14 protein-coding genes are annotated in these 18,721 nt (G+C 46.5%); 11 read left to right on the top strand and 3 right to left on the bottom strand.

Going from position 1 to position 18,721, the window contains the following annotated elements; genetic code table 11:
• Positions 1–75: 75 nt before the first annotated feature.
• Genes folD through WAE57_RS13170 form a run of 5 tightly spaced genes read left to right on the top strand, consistent with a single transcriptional unit; the run spans position 76 to position 6,176 of the window.
• Positions 76–975 carry a bifunctional methylenetetrahydrofolate dehydrogenase/methenyltetrahydrofolate cyclohydrolase FolD gene (gene folD, locus WAE57_RS13190; RefSeq protein WP_337710929.1) on the top strand — a complete coding sequence of 300 codons (900 nt, stop codon included), beginning with the start codon at positions 76–78 and terminating at the stop codon, positions 973–975.
• A 38-nt stretch (positions 976–1,013) separates the two neighbouring features.
• Positions 1,014–2,252 carry an FAD-dependent oxidoreductase gene (locus WAE57_RS13185; protein WP_237788290.1) on the top strand — a complete coding sequence of 413 codons (1,239 nt, stop codon included), beginning with the start codon at positions 1,014–1,016 and terminating at the stop codon, positions 2,250–2,252.
• A gap of 11 nt (positions 2,253–2,263) precedes the next feature.
• Positions 2,264–2,599 (top strand): sarcosine oxidase subunit delta, encoded by a 336-nt coding sequence (locus WAE57_RS13180; RefSeq protein ID WP_086176141.1) that lies wholly within the window; start codon positions 2,264–2,266, stop codon positions 2,597–2,599.
• A complete protein-coding gene (locus WAE57_RS13175; protein WP_337710928.1) occupies positions 2,596–5,508 on the top strand; it encodes a glycine cleavage T C-terminal barrel domain-containing protein in 2,913 nt (970 codons plus the stop codon). The genes WAE57_RS13180 and WAE57_RS13175 overlap by 4 nt, the downstream gene beginning before the upstream one ends.
• Positions 5,509–5,510: 2 nt before the next feature.
• The gene (locus WAE57_RS13170) at positions 5,511–6,176 is read left to right on the top strand and encodes a sarcosine oxidase (protein ID WP_337710927.1); all 666 of its coding nucleotides are present in this window, start codon (positions 5,511–5,513) and stop codon (positions 6,174–6,176) included.
• Between the two features lie 638 nt (positions 6,177–6,814).
• On the opposite strand, the gene WAE57_RS13165 is transcribed toward WAE57_RS13170, so the two are convergent.
• The 3 genes from WAE57_RS13165 to WAE57_RS13155 all read right to left on the bottom strand — a co-directional run bounded on the left by WAE57_RS13165 (position 6,815) and on the right by WAE57_RS13155 (position 10,780).
• Positions 6,815–8,128, bottom strand: a complete 1,314-nt coding sequence (locus WAE57_RS13165; protein ID WP_337710926.1) for an ammonium transporter — start codon at positions 8,126–8,128, stop codon at positions 6,815–6,817.
• A 414-nt stretch (positions 8,129–8,542) separates the two neighbouring features.
• Positions 8,543–9,856, bottom strand: coding sequence for an ammonium transporter (locus tag WAE57_RS13160; protein ID WP_337710925.1), 1,314 nt, complete (start codon positions 9,854–9,856; stop codon positions 8,543–8,545).
• 324 nt (positions 9,857–10,180) lie between these two features.
• Positions 10,181–10,780: an XRE family transcriptional regulator gene (locus WAE57_RS13155; protein ID WP_004704287.1), complete on the bottom strand. Its 600-nt coding sequence runs from the start codon at positions 10,778–10,780 to the stop codon at positions 10,181–10,183.
• A gap of 294 nt (positions 10,781–11,074) precedes the next feature.
• On the opposite strand from WAE57_RS13155, the gene glnT reads away from it, so the two are divergent.
• The 6 genes from glnT (at position 11,075) to WAE57_RS13125 (ending at position 18,679) form a co-directional block, all read left to right on the top strand.
• Positions 11,075–12,472, top strand: coding sequence for a type III glutamate--ammonia ligase (glnT, locus tag WAE57_RS13150; protein ID WP_337710924.1), 1,398 nt, complete (start codon positions 11,075–11,077; stop codon positions 12,470–12,472).
• A 66-nt stretch (positions 12,473–12,538) separates the two neighbouring features.
• Positions 12,539–13,453, top strand: a complete 915-nt coding sequence (locus WAE57_RS13145) for a glutamine amidotransferase family protein (protein ID WP_004704283.1) — start codon at positions 12,539–12,541, stop codon at positions 13,451–13,453.
• Between the two features lie 33 nt (positions 13,454–13,486).
• Positions 13,487–14,212 carry a protein glxC gene (locus tag WAE57_RS13140; protein ID WP_337710923.1) on the top strand — a complete coding sequence of 242 codons (726 nt, stop codon included), beginning with the start codon at positions 13,487–13,489 and terminating at the stop codon, positions 14,210–14,212.
• A 27-nt stretch (positions 14,213–14,239) separates the two neighbouring features.
• Positions 14,240–15,574 (top strand): FMN-binding glutamate synthase family protein, encoded by a 1,335-nt coding sequence (locus WAE57_RS13135; protein ID WP_004704280.1) that lies wholly within the window; start codon positions 14,240–14,242, stop codon positions 15,572–15,574.
• A 997-nt stretch (positions 15,575–16,571) separates the two neighbouring features.
• Positions 16,572–17,792 (top strand): integrase arm-type DNA-binding domain-containing protein, encoded by a 1,221-nt coding sequence (locus WAE57_RS13130; protein ID WP_337710922.1) that lies wholly within the window; start codon positions 16,572–16,574, stop codon positions 17,790–17,792.
• A 344-nt stretch (positions 17,793–18,136) separates the two neighbouring features.
• Positions 18,137–18,679: an ATP/GTP-binding protein gene (locus tag WAE57_RS13125; protein ID WP_086176118.1), complete on the top strand. Its 543-nt coding sequence runs from the start codon at positions 18,137–18,139 to the stop codon at positions 18,677–18,679.
• The last annotated feature ends 42 nt before the right edge of the window (positions 18,680–18,721 follow it).

Below are 18,721 nucleotides of genomic sequence, written 5' to 3'. Positions count from 1 at the left end.
CGCGCTGTCCAAAGCGGTGAAATACTTTGTTGAACACCGCGTATTCCTTAATGATGACCGTACGGTGGTATTTAAATGAACATAGCCATTCAAGAACACTCACAGCCGCTGATAATTGACGGCAAAGCAACCGCACAAACCGTTTTGGACGAAATCAAAAGCGAAGTGCAGCAGATGAAAGCGCAAGGTATTGAGCCTTGCCTTGCGGTAGTCCTGGTCGGAGATGACCCGGCCAGTCATGTCTATGTACGCAACAAGGTTGAAAAAGCACTGTATGTCGGCATCCGCTCACTGGAATACCGCATGTCGGCAGATACAGAGGCTGACACGCTGTTGCAGAAAATTGATCAATTGAATGCAGATGCCACCGTGCATGGCATCCTGGTGCAGCTGCCATTGCCGGCGCATATTGATGAAACGGCGGTGTTGCAGCGCATTCATCCGCTTAAGGATGTCGACGGTTTTCACAGTGAAAATGTCGGCGGTCTGAGTCAGGGCCGTGAGGTGTTAACCCCATGTACACCGACCGGTTGTATCCGCCTGCTCAAAGACACCCTAGGGCCGGATCTGTCCGGACTGCATGCCGTGGTGGTCGGCCGTTCCAACATTGTCGGCAAGCCGATGGCAGCGCTGTTATTAAAAGAAAGCTGCACCGTCAGCATTGTCCATTCACGCACCCAGAATATTCGCGACATTTGCAAAAATGCGGACATTCTGGTGGCAGCGGTCGGTAGACCGAAAATGATCGATGCATCGTATTTAAAACCGGGTGCTGTGGTCATTGATGTGGGGATTAACCGCATTCAGGAAAACGGCAAAAACCGTCTGGTCGGAGATGTCGATTATGACGATGCGCTGTCCGTGGTCAAAGCCATCACGCCTGTTCCGGGCGGTGTCGGACCTATGACCATTGCCTACCTGATGAAAAATACCCTTGATGCTGCGCGTATGCAGGCAAACATTTTTAAAAAATAAGCTAGCGGCATTGGAAAAGATGCCTTGGAGAAAAAATCATGCCACTCGGTTTGCTCAAATACGGATTAAGCAGTGAATATCCTGTTGAAGTTGATTTGCCTCCACCGAAGGAGCTGAAATCACACTATGACGTAGTGATTATTGGCGCTGGCGGTCATGGTTTGGCAATCGCATATTATCTTGCAAAGTATCAAGGCATCACCAATGTTGCTGTGTTGGAAAAATCCTATCTTGGCGGTGGTAATACGGCGCGCAATACTGCGGTGATCCGTTCCAACTATCTGACCTCAGAAGGGGTGAAGTTCTATTCAGAATCGGTTGATTTATTTAAAAACCTGTCCAATGAATTTGACTTCAACATCATGTATTCAGAGCGCGGCCAGCTGACTTTGGCGCATACCGATTCTACTGTGCGTGCCTTCCGCCAGCGTGCCGAAGTGAACAAGCATTTTGGTGGTCGTACCGAAATGATTGACCGCCAGCAAATTAAGGAGCTGGTACCGTGTCTGAATCTTGATCCCGCACATTTGCCGGTTCTAGCAGGACTCTGGCATATGGATGGTGCCACAGCGCGGCATGATGCCGTGGCCTGGGGCTATGCCAAGGAAGCGGCTAAACGCGGCGTGGAAATCCACCAGCTGACTGAAGTACAGGATTTTGTGACTGAAAAAAACCTGGTCACGGCGGTGAAAACCAACCGTGGCAGCATCAAGTGTGGCTGTGTGGTGCAGGCGATTGCCGGTGCTTCCAGCATTTTAATGAACAAGCTGCATATCAAGTCACCGATTCATACTTTCCCGCTGCAGGCCATGGTGTCCCAGCCGTTTAAACCGTTTATCAACCCCTTGGTCAGCTCATCGGCATTGCATTGTTATGTGCAGCAAACCAGCCGCGGTGAAATTGTTTTTGGCGGCGGTTCAGACCCTTATCCACTGTACAACACCCGTTCTACCCTGGAGTTAAAAGAAAGCCTGCTGGCTCATGCCATTGAAATGTTCCCGTTTATGGCCAATGTCAAACTCATGCGCCAATGGGCGGGCATGACCGACATGACGCCTGACTACAGCCCGATTATGGGCAAATCGCCTTATGACAATTATTACCTGGACGCAGGCTGGGGCACATGGGGCTTTAAATCCACCCCGATCTGCGGCAAGACCATGGCGGAACTGGTAGCGACTGGCCGTACGCCGGATCTGATCAAGCCATTTGAATTGTCGCGTTTCAGCCGCTTCCAGCAAGTCAATGAAATGGGCGCCACTGCGGCGAGCCATTAAGGAGTAAACCCATGAAAATAATGATTTGTCCTTTAAATGGTCCAAGAAATATCAGTGAGTTTAGTTATGGCGGCGAGCTGAAAACCATGCCGGACCAGAACACCTGCAGCAATGAAGAATGGGCAGATTATGTGTTCAATAAAAGCAATATTGCCGGTGTGGTACTGGAATGGTGGATGCATACCCCCAGCAGTTATTGGTTTATTGCCGAGCGCCATACAGTGAGCGATGAAATTCTGCGTACCTTTGATGCCAAGGAAATGTTTAGCCAGCGCATCGATTTTGAAAATCCGGCAGCTACAGAAAAAACAGCAGAACAGGCTGCTAAACAGGAGGTATCCGCATGAGCAATCTAGATTTAAACCGACTGCCTTTGCCGTATGGCATTTTGATTGACCGCAACCAGCCTGTGACTTTTCAGTTTGATCAGCAGACTTTTCAGGGCTATGCAGGTGATAGTATTGCCAGTGCCTTGATTGCCAATCAGCGCTGGATTATGTCACGCTCTTTTAAATACCACCGTCCGCGTGCACCTTTAACCATGGCGGGACAAGATGCCAATACGCTGATTCAATTGCCGCAGGAGCCGAATGTACTGGCAGATAGCACCGAGATTGCAGCGCATCTGTCGGCAATGGGGCAAAACTATGCTGGCTCGTTAATGAAAGACAGCGATGCGTTTTTAGGCAAATTTTCAAAATTTATGCCTGTCGGCTTTTATTACCGCTCATTCTACAAGCCTAAAGGGGTCTGGAAGCTGTGGGAGTCCATGATCCGTAAAAAAGCCGGGCTGGGGGTGCTGGACCTGAATTTTCAGCCTGAATACTACGACAAAGCCTATCTATTTACGGATATTGCCATTATTGGTGCCGGTCCGGCCGGCTTGCAGGCAGCGTTAACCGCCGCGAATGCCGGTATAAAAGTGTTGCTAATCGAACAGGATAAAATACTGGGTGGCAGCCTGCATTATGCGCGTTTTGATGCCGAAGGCAAAAAAGCCGCTGCATGTGCGGCCAAACTGATTGCGCAAGTAGAACAGCATGAAAACATTAGCGTGCTGAAACAAGCCATTTGTAATGCCTGGTTTACCGATCATTATTTACCGGTCATTCAAGGCAAGCGCATGTATAAAGTCCGTGCCAAGCAATGTATCGTGGCCAGCGGCAGTTTTGACCAGCCGGTGGTGTTCCGCAACAACGACTTGCCCGGCGTGCTGCTGACCAGTGCCGTACAGCGTCTGGTCAAACTGTATGGGGTACGGCCGGGCCAGAAAACGGTTATTTTAACCGGTAACGATGATGGCTATCTGGCCGCCCTAGATCTGGCCGAAGCCGGTATCTCTGTGGCCGCCCTGGTCGACATGCGCGCGGGTGCAGAAGATCCCGCTTTGCAAAAAGCGGTTGAACTACACCACATTCCGGTCTATCTCAGCAGTACCGTGTATGAAGCCTTGCATAGCAAGGACATGCAGCATCTGACCGGGGTCGATATACGCAGTATTGTTGCCGAAGGCCAGGTGGGTACACACGGCAAGAAAATTGATTGTGATGTGCTGGCCATGTCATCCGGTTATATGCCGGTGTACCAGCTGCTGTGTCAAGCCGGGGCCAAACTGAACTATAACGACAAAAAGGCACAGTTCAGCATTTCCGGTTTGCCTCAGGGATTGCACATTAGTGGCTCTGTTGCCGGTGTACATCAGCTGGACAATGTTCTGCACGATGCGGTGCAAACCGCCACGGATGCAGTGAATGCCATTTTGGGCAATGCTGCAGCAGCAGCGAAAAAACCTGTTGTCGAAGCAGCGGTGAATTTCCCATGGCCAATTTTCGCGCATCCTAAGGGCAAAGAATTTGTCGATTATGATGAAGACCTGCAAATCCGCGACATTATCAATGCCACCAAATCGGGCTATCGTGATGTACAGCTGGTCAAGCGTTTTTCTACCGTGGGCATGGGACCTTCTCAAGGCCGTCATTCAGCCCTACCTACTGCGCGTCTCGTGGCAAAATATACCGACCGAACAGTGAGCGAAACCGGGGTTACGACAGCCCGCCCACCGTTCACCGCAGAAAAACTGGCGCATATTGCAGGACGCGGTTTTGATCCATTCCGTCAAACTGCCATGCATCAACGCCATATTGAGGCCGGTGCACAAATGATGCCGGCAGGCAACTGGCAGCGTCCGGCTTATTATGGTGACGTCTCTGGCCGTTTGCAGCATATTGAAAACGAAGTGCGCAATGTACGTCAGAATGTCGGCATGATTGATGTCTCTACTTTAGGCGGATTAGATCTTCGCGGGCCTGACAGCGGCGAGTTCCTCAACCGCTTATATACCTTTGGTTTTGTAAAATTGCCAGTCGGTAAAACCCGTTATGCAGTCATGACTGCCGAAGATGGCGTGGTGATTGACGACGGAGTTGCCGGGCGTTTAAGTGAAAACCATTTTTATGTTACGGCAACCACCAGTGGGGTAGACCGCATTTACCAGCAAATGCTGAAATGGAATGCGCAGTGGCGCTTAAATGTCGATATCGCCAATGTCACGTCGGCATTTGCGGCGGTGAATATTGCCGGTCCGAATTCCCGCAAAGTGCTGCAAAAGGTCTGTCAGGATGTTGACTTCAGTGCAGCAGCATTTCCCTACCTGGGTTTGCGCACCGGAACCATTCAGGGCATTGCTGTGCGTATCTTGCGCGTTGGTTTTGTGGGCGAATTGGGCTATGAAATTCACTTCCCCGCACGCTATGGCGAGTTCATGTGGGATCTGCTGATGCAGGCGGGTCAAGAATTCTCAATGAAGCCTTTTGGGGTGGAAAGCCAGCGACTGCTGCGTCTGGAAAAGGGCCATATTATTATCAGTCAGGATACCGATGGCATGTCGCATCCTAAAGAAGTGGACTTAGGCTGGGCTGTGGCGAAAAGCAAGCCTTGGTTCGTGGGCAAGCGTTCCATTGCCATTTTGGAACAGCAGCCCATGAAACGCAAATTGGTGTCTTTTGTGCTGGATAAACAGCAGCAAAAACCGCTGGAAGGCCATATTGTGCTGAATGGCGACAAAATTACAGGAAACGTAACCTCCTGTGAATATTCACCAACCCTGGACCAAATTATTGGCATGGCGTATGTCGGTATTGAGCAAAGCGTAGTGGGCCAACAGTTCCAGATTCGTGTGGAAAAAGGTGCAAGTGTCTACGCCACAGTAGTAAAAGCGCCTTTTTATGACCCTAATAATGCCCGTCAGGAGATCTGATTATGAGTATTTTGCCTCAAGCGGAACGCAGTCCCATTCAAAAAACTTGTGCGGCCTATCAGTCTTATGGCGCAGGACGCATGTTTCTTGCAGGCGGTGAGTCCCACCGCATTCAGCAATGTGCAGTGGTGGATTTAACCAATATGCCACGCGTCGGTTTCCGGGGAACCGACAGTGCCAGCTATTTAACTGCAGCCGGTTTTACATTGCCGGATGCACCCAACAAATTGTGTCATCAGGCTAATGGCAGCATTGTGGCACGGCTGTCTGCGACCGAATATTTGGTGCTGGGTGCAATACAGGATTTTGGCGAAAGTGTAGCCGCACTGGAACAGAGCTGGGTGCTGAGTGACCGCGCCAACTATTTGCTGCCGCGTCAAGACAGCCATGCCTGGATTCAACTGACCGGGCAATCTGTGGCTTTGATCATGGCTAAGCTGTGTGCGGTCGATTTGTCCGCAGAGGCTTTTGCTGCAGGTCAAATTGCACAGACCTCAGTGGCACGCATTAATACTGTGGTGATGAATGTCAGCGATGCCCAAGCGCCGAAATTAAATCTCTTGTGTGACCGGGCCTCTGCACTGTATTTATGGAATGTCCTGCTGGATGCCATTGCGGAATTTGATGGTCAAGCTGTCGGTATTGACGGGCTGCTCAGCATTGCATAAATAACAATTCTGTTTTCCCCCAACTGCAATCCCCCTGAATGGCTGTTAGCGTAAGCTGGCAGCCATTTGCTTTATGTGCTGGCGTCAGGACAGCAATAAACCTTTATCATAAAAGCTACAGCCATCCCTTGCCAGTGCTATGCTTTCAAGCCTTTGTCGTTTAGCCAAGCATCGTCTTGATCAAGAAAAAATTTAAATGCTTCAAACTGATAGGACGAAATTCGCCGTTTGTTCTTGTCACCATGGATACATGATCGCACTACCCGATTTCCCTATAATGATGACCCTGTATAGAGAATTATCCTTGTGGTTTTTTTGGGAATGTTCAGCCATATATAGTGCTGGAGCACTCGGCATTGCATCATGCAATCTCAAAGACGTGTTGTGGGAAAATGACCGAAAGGAAGCCGTTAGCGCTATCTATCCCTGTTTTTCCCATAAGAGAGAATGAGCGAGGAGAGTACAGGTTTAACCCGCTGAGAGGGCGCCCCACAGTTAAAATCCGCAGATGGACAGTAGGGATTTAATCCCCAAAGGGCAGTATAGTCATGTATGCAAATGATGCAAAGCGATGTTTATCCCAAGCAGCCATAAAAAAACAAGGGCCTAAGCCCTTGTTACTTGATTTTATACGGCCTTTAGTTATAGGCACGTTCGTTATGATCACTGACATCCAGACCGCGCTCTTCCTGTTCTGCCGTAACACGTAGCCCCACAGTTTTATCAATGATTTTCAGCAAGATCCAGCTCAAGATGCCGACATAGGCAAAGGTCATCGCAATACTGGCCAGTTGTGCCAAGAATTGCGGGAGCAGGGAAATGCCTTCAACATTGCCGCCCAACTCGGGGATACAGAAAATGCCGGTCAGCAGGCAGCCAACCATACCGCCAATGCCATGTAACGAAAATACATCCAGCGCATCGTCTACGCCGAGCTTTTTCTTTAGCATCATAATCGCGTAATAGCTGGCCATACTGGTGAGCAGGCCAATCACAATTGCACCAAAAGGGCCAACATAAGCGGCCGCCGGGGTAATGCCGACCAAGCCGCCAATGGCACCTGAAGCCAGACCAAAGGCAGTGACATGGCCGGAATACATTTTTTCAGCAAACATCCAGCCGACAATACCACCGCAGGTTGCCAGCATGGTGGTCATGAAAATCAGTGCGGCTGAAGAATTGATGGCCAGAGCCGAACCCACGTTAAAACCGAACCAGCCGGCCCAGAGCAATGCTGCGCCAATCATCACAAATACCACATTGTGCGGCGGCATCGGCGTAGCAGGCCAGCCTTTACGTTTGCCCACCACCATGGCACCAACAAATGCCGTGACCCCGGCTGCAATATGTACAGCAGTACCGCCGGCAAAGTCCAATACTCCCCAGTTATGGAATAGTGCGCCTTTGCCGCCCCATACCATATGGGCCATTGGGCCATAGACCAGCACTATCCACAGAGATGAAAAAATAACCGTTGCCCGGAATTTCATTCTTTCCGCAAAACCACCCAGTGCAATACACGGCGTGATCATGGCAAAGGTCATCAGGAACACAATCAAGATATATTCAGGAATGCCACCTGCCAGGCTTTCTGCGGTGATGCCCTTCAGCATCAGCTTATCCAGACCACCGACAATGCTGTTCAGATTATAAACGCCTTCTTGCATATTGGTGGTATCGGTTGCCAGGCTATATACTCCGGCCACCCATAAAATGCCGACAATACCGGCAATCGCAAAAAACTGGGTAAATAAAGACAGGATATTTTTGGCGCGGACCATACCGCCATAAAACAGCGCAAGTCCTGGAATAAACATCAGCAGGACAATAACAATAGAAACCATGAGCCATACAGTGGCAGGTCCATCAATCGTTCCCTCAGCGGCGAAAACTGCGCTAGGCGACAGCAGTACACTCAGCATGAGTAACTTCTTCACATTGTTCATTATCATGAATTGCTCCTGAATCTCATGAATATAGATTTACATTAGCTTGCCCATTTTTTGGTGGGAATTGGTATTACTAAAGGGAATATTTCTTTCATGATTCAAGATGCAATTCTTATACCACTAGTCTTTAATTAATAATTATTTTATTATTTTTCAAATATATATTTTTACTTAATTTGCGGTTAAACGATCTATCATAATCATTTTCAAGCTAGGGCGTCTATATCTCAAAAGAAGTAGCTCTTTAGCCATGGTCAGCTGTTTTTACCCCGAGAAAGCAGATGGGAATTGCCCGTCTGAGCATTGTACTTGCAAAAATAAAAGCAAATACCCTGAAGCATTTGCTTGGTGAAGTTGAATAATTTTAAATGGACTGAAATGAAATTTTAATTTATCAACTGAAAGCGGACCGCGGCGTTAATTGTTATACGCACGTTCGTTGTGATCGCTGACATCCAGACCGCGCTCTTCCTGTTCCGGGGTTACACGTAAACCGATGGTCTTATCGACCAACTTCATAATCAGCCAGGTCAGCACGCCGCAATAAATCACGGTGAGTACAATACTGCCTGCCTGTGCAGCCAACTGGTTCAGCAGGGAAATGTCGGTCACTTTGCCGCCCAGTTGCGGGATGCAGAAAATACCGGTGAGCATACAGCCGACCATGCCGCCTATGCCATGCAGGGCAAAGACATCCAGGGCATCATCGATTCCCATTTTATGCTTCAGCTTGGTCACGGCATAGAAACAGCAGATGGCGGTGATAAAGCCGATCGCCAACGCACCAAAAGGTCCGACATAAGCCGCTGCAGGGGTAATGCCCACCAGTCCGCCAATCGCACCTGAAGCCAGGCCCAAAGCCGTGACATGATGGGTATGCATCTTTTCAATCACCATCCAGCCTAAGATGCCGCCGCAGGTCGCCACCATGGTGGTCATCATGGCAATGGTTGCCGATGCATTTACCGCGAATGCAGAACCGACATTAAAGCCGAACCAGCCCACCCATAAAAATGCTGCACCGATCATGGTATAGACTACATTGTGCGGGGGAACGGGTGCAGCCGGCCAGCCTTTACGCTTGCCTAATACGATTGCGCCGACTAAGGCGGCAACGCCGGCATTAATATGCACCGCGGTACCGCCAGCAAAGTCCAGAACTCCCCAGGTGTGCATGATTGCACCTTCACCACCCCAGACCATATGGGTCATTGGTCCATATACCAAAACCAGCCATAGGGCAGAAAACAACACCACTGCACCAAACTTCATGCGTTCAGCAAAAGCACCTATGGCCAGACAGGGGGTAATGATCGCGAAGGTCATGCCAAAAATAATCAGAATATATTCAGGTACACCGCCCAGCAGAGTATTTTCATCAATACCCACCAGAAAGGCCTTATTTAAACTGCCAACAAAGCTATAGAGATTGGTTACCCCCGCTTGCATATGGGTTTTATCTGCACTCATGCTATAAACCACAGTCAGCCACAATACACAAACCACGCCTGCCACAGCAAAAAACTGGGTATAAATAGACAGAATATTTTTGGCGCGGACCATACCGCCATAAAACAGCGCCAAGCCGGGAACAAACATCAGCAGCACCAGCAGTGTCGACAGCATCATCCATACGGTGGAGGCGCTGTCCAGATCGGTCTCACCTGCAAAGGCCAAGCCTGGCAGCAGCAGGCTCGCTACGACAATTCTTTTTAAATGATTTACCCACATAGGTTGTACTCCGGATTTTTTTACTAGGCTGTAAAGATCAATATCCCAAAATCAATGCGTTGCAATAATATATTCTTATTGGGAATATTTATTTATTTTTAAGCAAAGCAATTCTTATACCAGAGTTGAATTTTGATCTCTGCAACAGTCTAGGGATGTTGTCATAAAGGAGGGGGCTGTTGATAGGGAGATGGAACTGTTGAGATGGCGAAAGAGCAATAAGGGGAGGGCAAGATAAACTTTGATTACGCTACCGCACGGTTTTTGCGAAGCGTATCAGCAAAAAAGATGGCAATGCCATCTTTTGATAAAAACAGCGCCGCTTTATTCGGCCTGGTTATCCCCATAGTTCACCATGGAGATCAAACGGATCGGGACTTTAATCAGTTGTTCTGGGCCATGCGGAATTTCTCCATCTAAAGTCAAGCAGTCACCTGGCTGCATATGAAACACTTCATCGCCATGACGGTACATGATTTCACCTTCAATCAGATACAGCATCTCTGTTCCCGGGTGGGCAAAGGTAGGAAATTCTTCGCTGGCATCATCCATGCTGACCAAATAGGCTTCAAAGTTTTTGCGCGGCCCGCGGGAATGGGTCAGCAGGTGATACGTATGCCCTTTTTCGGTACCGCGACGCACCACCTCCATCCCTTCGCCTGATTTCACAATCATGGCCCGGCTTTCCTGATGGTCATATTGACTGAATAAGGTGGATAAGGGGATTCCCAGTACTTCACATAGACGGCTCAGCGTTTCAAGGCTGGTCGAGACCTGGGCATTTTCAATTTTACTCAGCATGCCCTGACTGATTTCAGCAGTCTGCGCCACTTCCGCCAGTTTCAAGCCCTGTTCCTGACGGCAACGTTTGATTTGAATGCCAATGTACTGTTCCAGTTTAAGGCTGTTCTTGTTTTGTCTCATTATGGATCAACTCGCACTGTTTTGAATCTAAATCCTGCTGACTCTTAATCAAAATTAAAAAGCAGCCCCGATGTGGAATGAAAGTATTATTTTATGAAACTTTTATTCTCTTTAGGAATATTAAGGCTTTTAGGCCCCAAGCACAAATTTTTTAACCGATCTAAAAAAGTTGGCAAGGGAATTGCTTTCTCTTTAGGAAAGAAAGTTTCTTCTGTTGAATAATACATTGAATCAAATATCTGTGCATTATTCGAGCCAAATATCATTTTTTGTCATATCGGGAGTATGTCAAATATGTTCCAGCAGGCCATCGTAAAAGAGTTCTTTGAAGAAGAACAGGACATCATTAGTAAGCCCAAGTACCGTGCAGAAGTACAGAAAGTCATTGATGATCATCAGTTAAAATATGTATTGGCTCAGTTTGTCGATATTCATGGGTCAGCAAAAACAAAATCTGTACCGATTTCGGGTCTCAAAGCCATTGAAGGTGCAGGGGTAGGTTTTGCCGGTTTTGCCATTTCAGGGATGGGGATGCAGCCGCATGGTCCAGACTTTATGGTGAAAGGTGATTTATCTTCTTTAACACCAGTACCCTGGCAGCCAGGTTATGGCCGTGTGGTCTGTGAGGGCTATGTCAACGGCAAACCACATCCCTACGATTCTCGCTATGTACTGCGCAAGCAAGTTGAGCGTCTGTCGGCTAAAGGCTGGACCCTCAATACCGGCTTGGAACCTGAATTCAGCTTGTTCCGCCGTGGTGAAGACGGCAAACTGAAAGCAGTCGATGAGTCAGACAATCTGGACAAGCCCTGCTATGACTATAAAGGCCTATCCCGTTCACGCCAGTTCCTGGAACGAATTACCGAGGCATTAATTCCAGTCGGTTTTGATATTTATCAAATTGACCACGAAGATGCAAATGGCCAGTTTGAGATTAACTATACCTATAGTGATGCCATGAACTCGGCGGACATGTTCACGTTCTTCCGTATGGCAGCAGGTGAAATTGCCCATGATTTGGGCATGGTCTGTTCGTTTATGCCCAAGCCAGACCCGAAACGTGCCGGCAATGGCATGCATTTCCACTTGTCGATAGGCAGTGCAGAATCCAGCAACCTATTTAATGATGACAGTGATCCGCAAGGCATGGGCTTGTCAAAAATGGCCTATCACTTTATTGCAGGGCTGCTTGAGCATGGTCCGGCCCTGTGTGCCTTCTGTGCCCCAACTGTGAACTCATACAAGCGCCTAGTGGTGGGTCGCTCCCTTTCAGGTTCGACCTGGGCACCGGCATTTATTGCCTATGGTTCAAATAACCGCTCTGCCATGGTTCGTATTCCTTATGGCCGTATTGAACTGCGTTTGCCGGATGCCGGTTGCAATCCCTACTTGGTTTCTGCAGCGATTATTGCTGCCGGCTTAGACGGTATTGAACGTGAACTGACCCCGCCACCTGCATGCAATGAAAACCTGTATACCTTGAGTTTGGAAGAAATTGCTGCACGCGGTATTGGCACCTTGCCTCAATCCCTGAAAGAAGCTGTCGAGGCTCTAAAAGCAGATCCGCTGTTTAGAGAAACTCTCGGTGCTGAAATTGTTGACGAATTCATCCTGCAAAAAAGCATGGAATGGGTTGAATACAGCCGCCATGTTTCAGATTGGGAAATTCAGCGCTATACCGAATTTTTCTAAACTTTATTTTCACCCCATAGCGTCCCTAGGACATGAATTAAAAAGAGCATTTAGCGGAGAACAATTATGTGCGGAATCGTAGGCTTATACTTAAAAAATCCAGCTTTGGAATCACAACTCGGTAAACTGTTTGAACCGATGCTGGAGTCAATGACCGGGCGTGGCCCTGACAGCGCAGGCTTTGCCATTTATGGTGACGAAGTGTCTGAGGGCTGGGTCAAACTTACCTTACAGTCAGTTGAAGATGAATTTGACTGGTCTGCATTTGCAGAAGCACTGAAAGCAGAACTGAACACCGATATGGACTGGTTCCAGAATGCCACGGCTGCAGTCATTAAAGCAAAATCGGATGAACAAACAGTGCGCGCAGCGATTGGCAAAATTGCCCCGCAGCTCAAGATCATGAGTGTCGGTCAAAGCATCGAAATTCTTAAAGGCATGGGTTTGCCAGTCGAAATTTCTGAGCGTTTTGGTTTGGCGAATATGAAGGGCAGTCACATTATCGGTCATACCCGAATGGCCACTGAAAGTGCAGTGACCATGGAAGGCAGTCATCCATTTTCCACCGGCGCTGATTTGTGTTTAGTGCATAACGGTTCTCTGTCTAATCATGCCCGTTTACGCCAAGAGTTAAAACGTGAAGGCATCAGCTTTGAAACAGATAACGATACCGAAGTGGCTGCAGGCTATCTGACTTGGCGTTTACAGCAAGGGGATTCTCTGGCAGAAGCACTGAACAATGCATTGGACGATCTGGACGGTTTCTTTACCTTTGCCATTGGCACCAAAAACGGTTTTGCCGTGATCCGTGATCCGATTGCCTGCAAACCGGCCGTGCTGGCGGAAACGGATGACTATGTGGCCATGGCTTCCGAATATCAAGCCTTGGCATCATTGCCGAATATTGACAAAGCCAAAGTCTGGGAACCAGAACCAGCCACCTTATATGTTTGGCAACGCAGTGCAGATCAAGCCGCCTAAGAATGAACCAGAATAGAAAACAGGAATAACCCTATGAATACAGCATTTGCAGAAAAAATCAGCACTTCAATTTTAAAAGATGAATTTGATTTAAGCGTAGACAGCATCCGTGATTTAAACCAGGCCCTGCATAGCAAAGAACTGACCGACAGCATTGTGGACTGGAAAGTCAGCAATCCAGGCGGCCAGCATAATATTGCAGTTGGCATTAAAGCCCCTGTGAATGTCACCATTGACGGCCATGCCGGATATTACTGCGCCGGCATGAATCAAGAAGCTCATGTCATCGTCAACGGCAATGTTGGGGTAGGCGTAGCTGAAAATATGATGTCAGGTTCAGTGCATATCAAAGGCAATGCCTCTCAAGCAGCAGGCGCAACAGCGCATGGCGGTCTGCTGGTCATTGAAGGGGATGCTGGGGCACGCTGCGGCATTTCAATGAAAGGCGTAGATATTGTGGTGGGCGGCAGTATTGGACACATGAGCTGCTTCATGGGGCAGGCTGGCCGTCTGGTGGTTTGCGGTGATGCAGGCGATGCGCTGGGCGACTCGCTGTATGAAACCAGAATTTATGTCAAAGGTGCGGTGAAGTCTCTAGGTTCAGACTGTATTGAAAAAGAAATGCGTCAGGAACATCTGGCAGAACTGGCAGAACTGCTGTCTAAAGCCGGATTTGATGAAGATCCTGCTTCTTTCAAACGTTATGGTTCGGCACGCCAACTGTACAACTTCAAAGTCGACAATGCATCTGCATACTAATCAAGCGTAATAATGGAGCAATCAATCATGACTCAAACTATCCAAGAATTTGAACCCGTGTTACGTGAATCTGCAACGTTTGACCGTTTAACCATTCAAGAAATTCAGCGTGCAGCGGCAACCGGCATCTATGATATCCGTGGCGGTGGTACCAAGCGTAAAGTGCCGCACTTTGATGATTTGCTGCTGCTCGGTGCAAGCATGTCACGCTACCCGCTGGAAGGCTACCGTGAAAAATGCGGTACCGATGTGGTACTGGGCACACGCTTTGCCAAAAAACCGATTCATTTAAAAATTCCTGTAACGATTGCCGGCATGAGCTTTGGTGCATTATCTGCCAATGCCAAAGAATCTTTAGGCCGCGGTGCCTCTATGGTTGGCACATCTACCACCACCGGTGACGGTGGCATGACCCCTGAAGAACGTGGCCATTCGCAAACATTGGTGTATCAATATTTGCCATCGCGTTACGGTATGAACCCTGATGATTTGCGTAAAGCGGATGCGATTGAAATTGTACTCGGACAAGGTGCTAAACCCGGCGGTGGCGGTATGCTGCTGGGCATGAAAGTGACAGAACGTGTGGCAGGTATGCGTACTTTGCCAGTCGGTGTCGATCAGCGTAGTGCCTGCCGTCATCCGGACTGGACGGGTCCAGATGACTTGGCAATTAAAATTGCCGAAATCCGTGAAATCACCGATTGGGAAAAGCCAATCTATGTCAAAATCGGGGCCAGCCGTCCGTATTATGACGTAAAACTGGCGGTGAAAGCGGGTGCAGATGTGATCGTGCTGGATGGCATGCAAGGCGGTACCGCAGCTACCCAGGAAGTGTTTATTGAGCACGTCGGTATTCCTATTCTTCCTGCCATTCCGCAAGCGGTACAAGCCTTGCAGGAAATGGGCATGCACCGTAAGGTTCAGCTGATTGTTTCTGGCGGTATCCGCACAGGTGCCGATGTGGCGAAAGCAATGGCGTTGGGAGCAGATGCGGTAGCGATTGGTACGGCAGCGCTGATTGCGCTGGGGGATAACCATCCGCGTCTAGACAAGGAACTGAAAGAAATTGGTTCAGCGGCGGGTTATTATGATGACTGGCAAAATGGTCGTGACCCTGCAGGAATTACGACCCAGGATCCAGAACTGTCAAAACGCCTCGATCCAGTTGAAGGTGGACGCCATTTGGCCAATTACCTGCGTGTTTTGGTCTTGGAAGCACAAACCATGGCACGTGCCTGTGGTAAATCGCATTTGCACAATCTGGATCCGGAAGATCTGGTGGCGCTGAATGTCGAGGCGGCGGCAATGGCTCGTGTACCACTTGCTGGAACCAACTGGATTCCAGGTCAAACGCAGTATTAATAGACTCTCATAAGATGGAGATGCATCATCTCCATCTTATGATCTCATCGATAACATGATTTAAATCTTGCAAGGTTACTGAGGTTTATTTGATTAATTTTTTGTTTTAAATGATTTTTTTTGTAAAAAATACAATTATATAGACAGATTTTTCCCCATCTGGTCATTTGCAATGATCTTGGCCCATTTATTTTAAAATTAAAATTTTCCAAAATTTAGTCATATTTCAAGACTGATTTTTAAGCCACAGGAACATACAGGGAAGGATAAAATTTCTATCTATCCTCATACAGGTGTTTATCTTGCATTTAATAAATCAATATTCTGTTCAATCCGGCTTTGAATCATATGGAGCGTTTCTGATCGAATCTACTCAGCCAACAGATCATCTGCGATCTGATTAAATTGGTGCACAACCTCTCAGAAATCGAAATCACAATTTCATCAGCTACTGGTACAGAAAGCTCCACTTGCCGAGAACCCAGTTTGACAATCGCTGGTTGGCTAAGATCCAGCGCCTTATTCATAATCTCCATTTGGCGATATCTAGCTGGACCTTCACAGAAAGTGACATCGTAAGCGGCTTTAAAGCCGTCCAAGGTTTTAGGCAGTCATTATGCCCCTAGAGCGGTTGTCGAATTCAGTGATCCTTTCCCAATGTTCTATTCATATCATAGTCCTGTTGCCTGACCGTTTGACTGTCTTATTGTCTTCGTTGGGGGCTATATTTGGATACATAAAAAACTCGCTGATCAAGTTAATTTAGTTAGTTTAACTCTTTCTCGGCATTAAATTCCTAGAGCAGCAGTTTCAGATATCTTGCAAGTAATATGATTGGTACTTAAGCTGGTGACTAAAAATGAAATATTAAAAATTAAATTAATAAAAAACAATAAATTAAAAAATAGTATGATGCGTATGATACGCATCACATAAAAATTGCTTAAATTTGCTATAATTAAAATTTGCAGTGTCATTAGTGGTTGGGTTTAAATTTATGAGTCTTACGGAAGCGAAGGTACGCCAGGCCAAGCCCAAGGAGAAAGTTTATTTTCTTACAGATGACGATGGCTTAAGTTTGAAGGTGGAATCGAATGGACGTAAATCTTGGAGTTATCGTTATTCAGTAGCAGGTAGCAATAAGCGTCCGCGAGTGAAGTTGGGCGAATATCCTTTCATGTCATTAAAACAGGCAAGAACCGCCCGGGATGAATATAAATTTAATGGTTATAAAAATGAAACAGTACATAAAAAAAATATAAAAACATTTCAAGACATTTGCGAAGAATGGTTAGAGTTTAAAATAAAAAACTCTTTTAAAGATGAACCCCGTTGTGGTGTTATTCAATTGGCAAAAAAATGTTTAAATCATGAGATTTATCCTGATTTAGGAGATATACCATTTAATGAAGTGAAACGATATGATTTAGTGACTATCGTTAAAAATATAGAAGCCCGTCATGTCAAGGAACCGGTTAAAAAAGCCTACAGTTATTTAAACCAAATTTATGATTATGCTGTGGCAATGGGTTACTGTGAATATAATATTGCTCACGGATTAAATAAAATATTAATAAAAACTAAAATTAAAAAAAATTATCCTTATTTAAAATCAGAAGATTTACCTAATTTTATCACCAGATTGAGTCAAGTAAATACGGATCCAATCATAAAAAAAGCCTTATTATTTAAACTTTATACTGGAGTTCGTGGTGCTGAGCTTATACTTTGTGAACCACATCATTTTGATTTAGATAATAAAATTTGGAAAATACCGGCTTTGCATATCAAACAGTTCCGACGGAAAGTCATTTTAGGCCATGATATTCCGGATTTTCTGGTTCCTTTGTCAGACCAAGCAATGACTCTGATAAAATCAGCCTTAGCCTGGTCTCATGGTGAAAAATATGTATTTTCTAGTCCCCGTTATCCAGATAGACCTCTGCATTTTAATACATTGAATATAGCCATTCGAAAAATGGGCTATGATAAAGATGAACTATCTGCACATGGTTTACGTTCTACTTTTAGTACAATATTAAATGAATCTGGATTATTTCAATCCAATTGGATTGAAGCGCAACTATCACATACGGATAAAAATAAAACACGGGCAAGCTATAATCATGCTGAATATCTTGTACAACGTATTGAAATGATGCAGTGGTGGGGGAATTATATAGCCAGCCTGATTAAAGATCAGGCTGTACAAGATTAATCTATTAGAAGACTAAGGTAGGTGGTCTGCCTTATGAACTAAAAATTTTTATTAGTGATAATAACAATACTTTAAATGTGTTCTAGCATATAAAAGTCACATTAATGTGTGAAATATCAAATAAATTCACAGTTTATTCACACTCCAAAGCCTAAGCTCACTTCCCAACATATGACGAATTTTTAAATTTCGGCTTATGGCAACTTTATATCATTATTGCTTGGTTCCAGCGACAGTCCAAACGAATGATTTAAATATGCTGTTCAATTCTGGCTGCTTTAAGTAGAAAACCGTCAAACAGACTTTATATAAATCTATTCAGCCTTGATAAAACGAGTATCTATATGATTTTACAGCAATACAAGATTGTTTTTGGCGGAAGTATGGGCGCTGGAAAATCGGCAGCCATTAAAGCGCTCTCTGACATTCCGGTCATAGAAACCGAAGCCATGAATACTGACATAAATAGGCATAGCAAATATTCCACCACGGTAGGAATCGACTATGGTGAAATCGTGCTTGAAGATGATACCAAAATCGGACTGTATGGCACTCCCGGTCAGGATCGCTTTGATTTTATGTGGTCTATTGTCTGTAAAGGCGCCATTGGTATCGGTATTTTAATTGATCATTCACGTGCAGAGCGTTTGCAAGATTTGCAAACCTATCTCAATGCTTTTCAAGGCTATAGTGAAAATATTGTGATTGGGATTACTCATCTCGATCAACAACAGGATCAGATCCTCAAGATTTATCGGGATTGGATGAGTTTACACCACTACAGTTATCCCATATTCGCGGTCGATGCCAGACAAAAAGATGATGTACTGCTGATGGTGGAAGTCTTAATTGCTGCTATTGAAACTCGCAGCATGGTTATGCTTTAAAGGATGAAATCGAAGTGAATATCAATCCTCTTTCGCGCCAGA

Source organism: Acinetobacter sp. NS-4, from assembly GCF_037402435.1.
Taxonomy (GTDB): domain Bacteria; phylum Pseudomonadota; class Gammaproteobacteria; order Pseudomonadales; family Moraxellaceae; genus Acinetobacter.
The sequence above is the reverse complement of the archived record's forward strand: the minus strand, read 5'-3'. Positions and strand labels throughout refer to the sequence as shown.

What these genes read in the sequence shown, in the direction of transcription:
- folD (WP_337710929.1), top strand. Translation starts at nt 76, where the DNA reads ATGAACATAGCCATTCAAGAACACTCACAGCCGCTGATAATTGACGGC.
- WAE57_RS13185 (WP_237788290.1), top strand. Translation starts at nt 1,014, where the DNA reads ATGCCACTCGGTTTGCTCAAATACGGATTAAGCAGTGAATATCCTGTT.
- WAE57_RS13180 (WP_086176141.1), top strand. Translation starts at nt 2,264, where the DNA reads ATGAAAATAATGATTTGTCCTTTAAATGGTCCAAGAAATATCAGTGAG.
- WAE57_RS13175 (WP_337710928.1), top strand. Translation starts at nt 2,596, where the DNA reads ATGAGCAATCTAGATTTAAACCGACTGCCTTTGCCGTATGGCATTTTG.
- WAE57_RS13170 (WP_337710927.1), top strand. Translation starts at nt 5,511, where the DNA reads ATGAGTATTTTGCCTCAAGCGGAACGCAGTCCCATTCAAAAAACTTGT.
- WAE57_RS13165 (WP_337710926.1), bottom strand. Translation starts at nt 8,128, where the DNA reads ATGATAATGAACAATGTGAAGAAGTTACTCATGCTGAGTGTACTGCTG.
- WAE57_RS13160 (WP_337710925.1), bottom strand. Translation starts at nt 9,856, where the DNA reads ATGTGGGTAAATCATTTAAAAAGAATTGTCGTAGCGAGCCTGCTGCTG.
- WAE57_RS13155 (WP_004704287.1), bottom strand. Translation starts at nt 10,780, where the DNA reads ATGAGACAAAACAAGAACAGCCTTAAACTGGAACAGTACATTGGCATT.
- glnT (WP_337710924.1), top strand. Translation starts at nt 11,075, where the DNA reads ATGTTCCAGCAGGCCATCGTAAAAGAGTTCTTTGAAGAAGAACAGGAC.
- WAE57_RS13145 (WP_004704283.1), top strand. Translation starts at nt 12,539, where the DNA reads ATGTGCGGAATCGTAGGCTTATACTTAAAAAATCCAGCTTTGGAATCA.
- WAE57_RS13140 (WP_337710923.1), top strand. Translation starts at nt 13,487, where the DNA reads ATGAATACAGCATTTGCAGAAAAAATCAGCACTTCAATTTTAAAAGAT.
- WAE57_RS13135 (WP_004704280.1), top strand. Translation starts at nt 14,240, where the DNA reads ATGACTCAAACTATCCAAGAATTTGAACCCGTGTTACGTGAATCTGCA.
- WAE57_RS13130 (WP_337710922.1), top strand. Translation starts at nt 16,572, where the DNA reads ATGAGTCTTACGGAAGCGAAGGTACGCCAGGCCAAGCCCAAGGAGAAA.
- WAE57_RS13125 (WP_086176118.1), top strand. Translation starts at nt 18,137, where the DNA reads ATGATTTTACAGCAATACAAGATTGTTTTTGGCGGAAGTATGGGCGCT.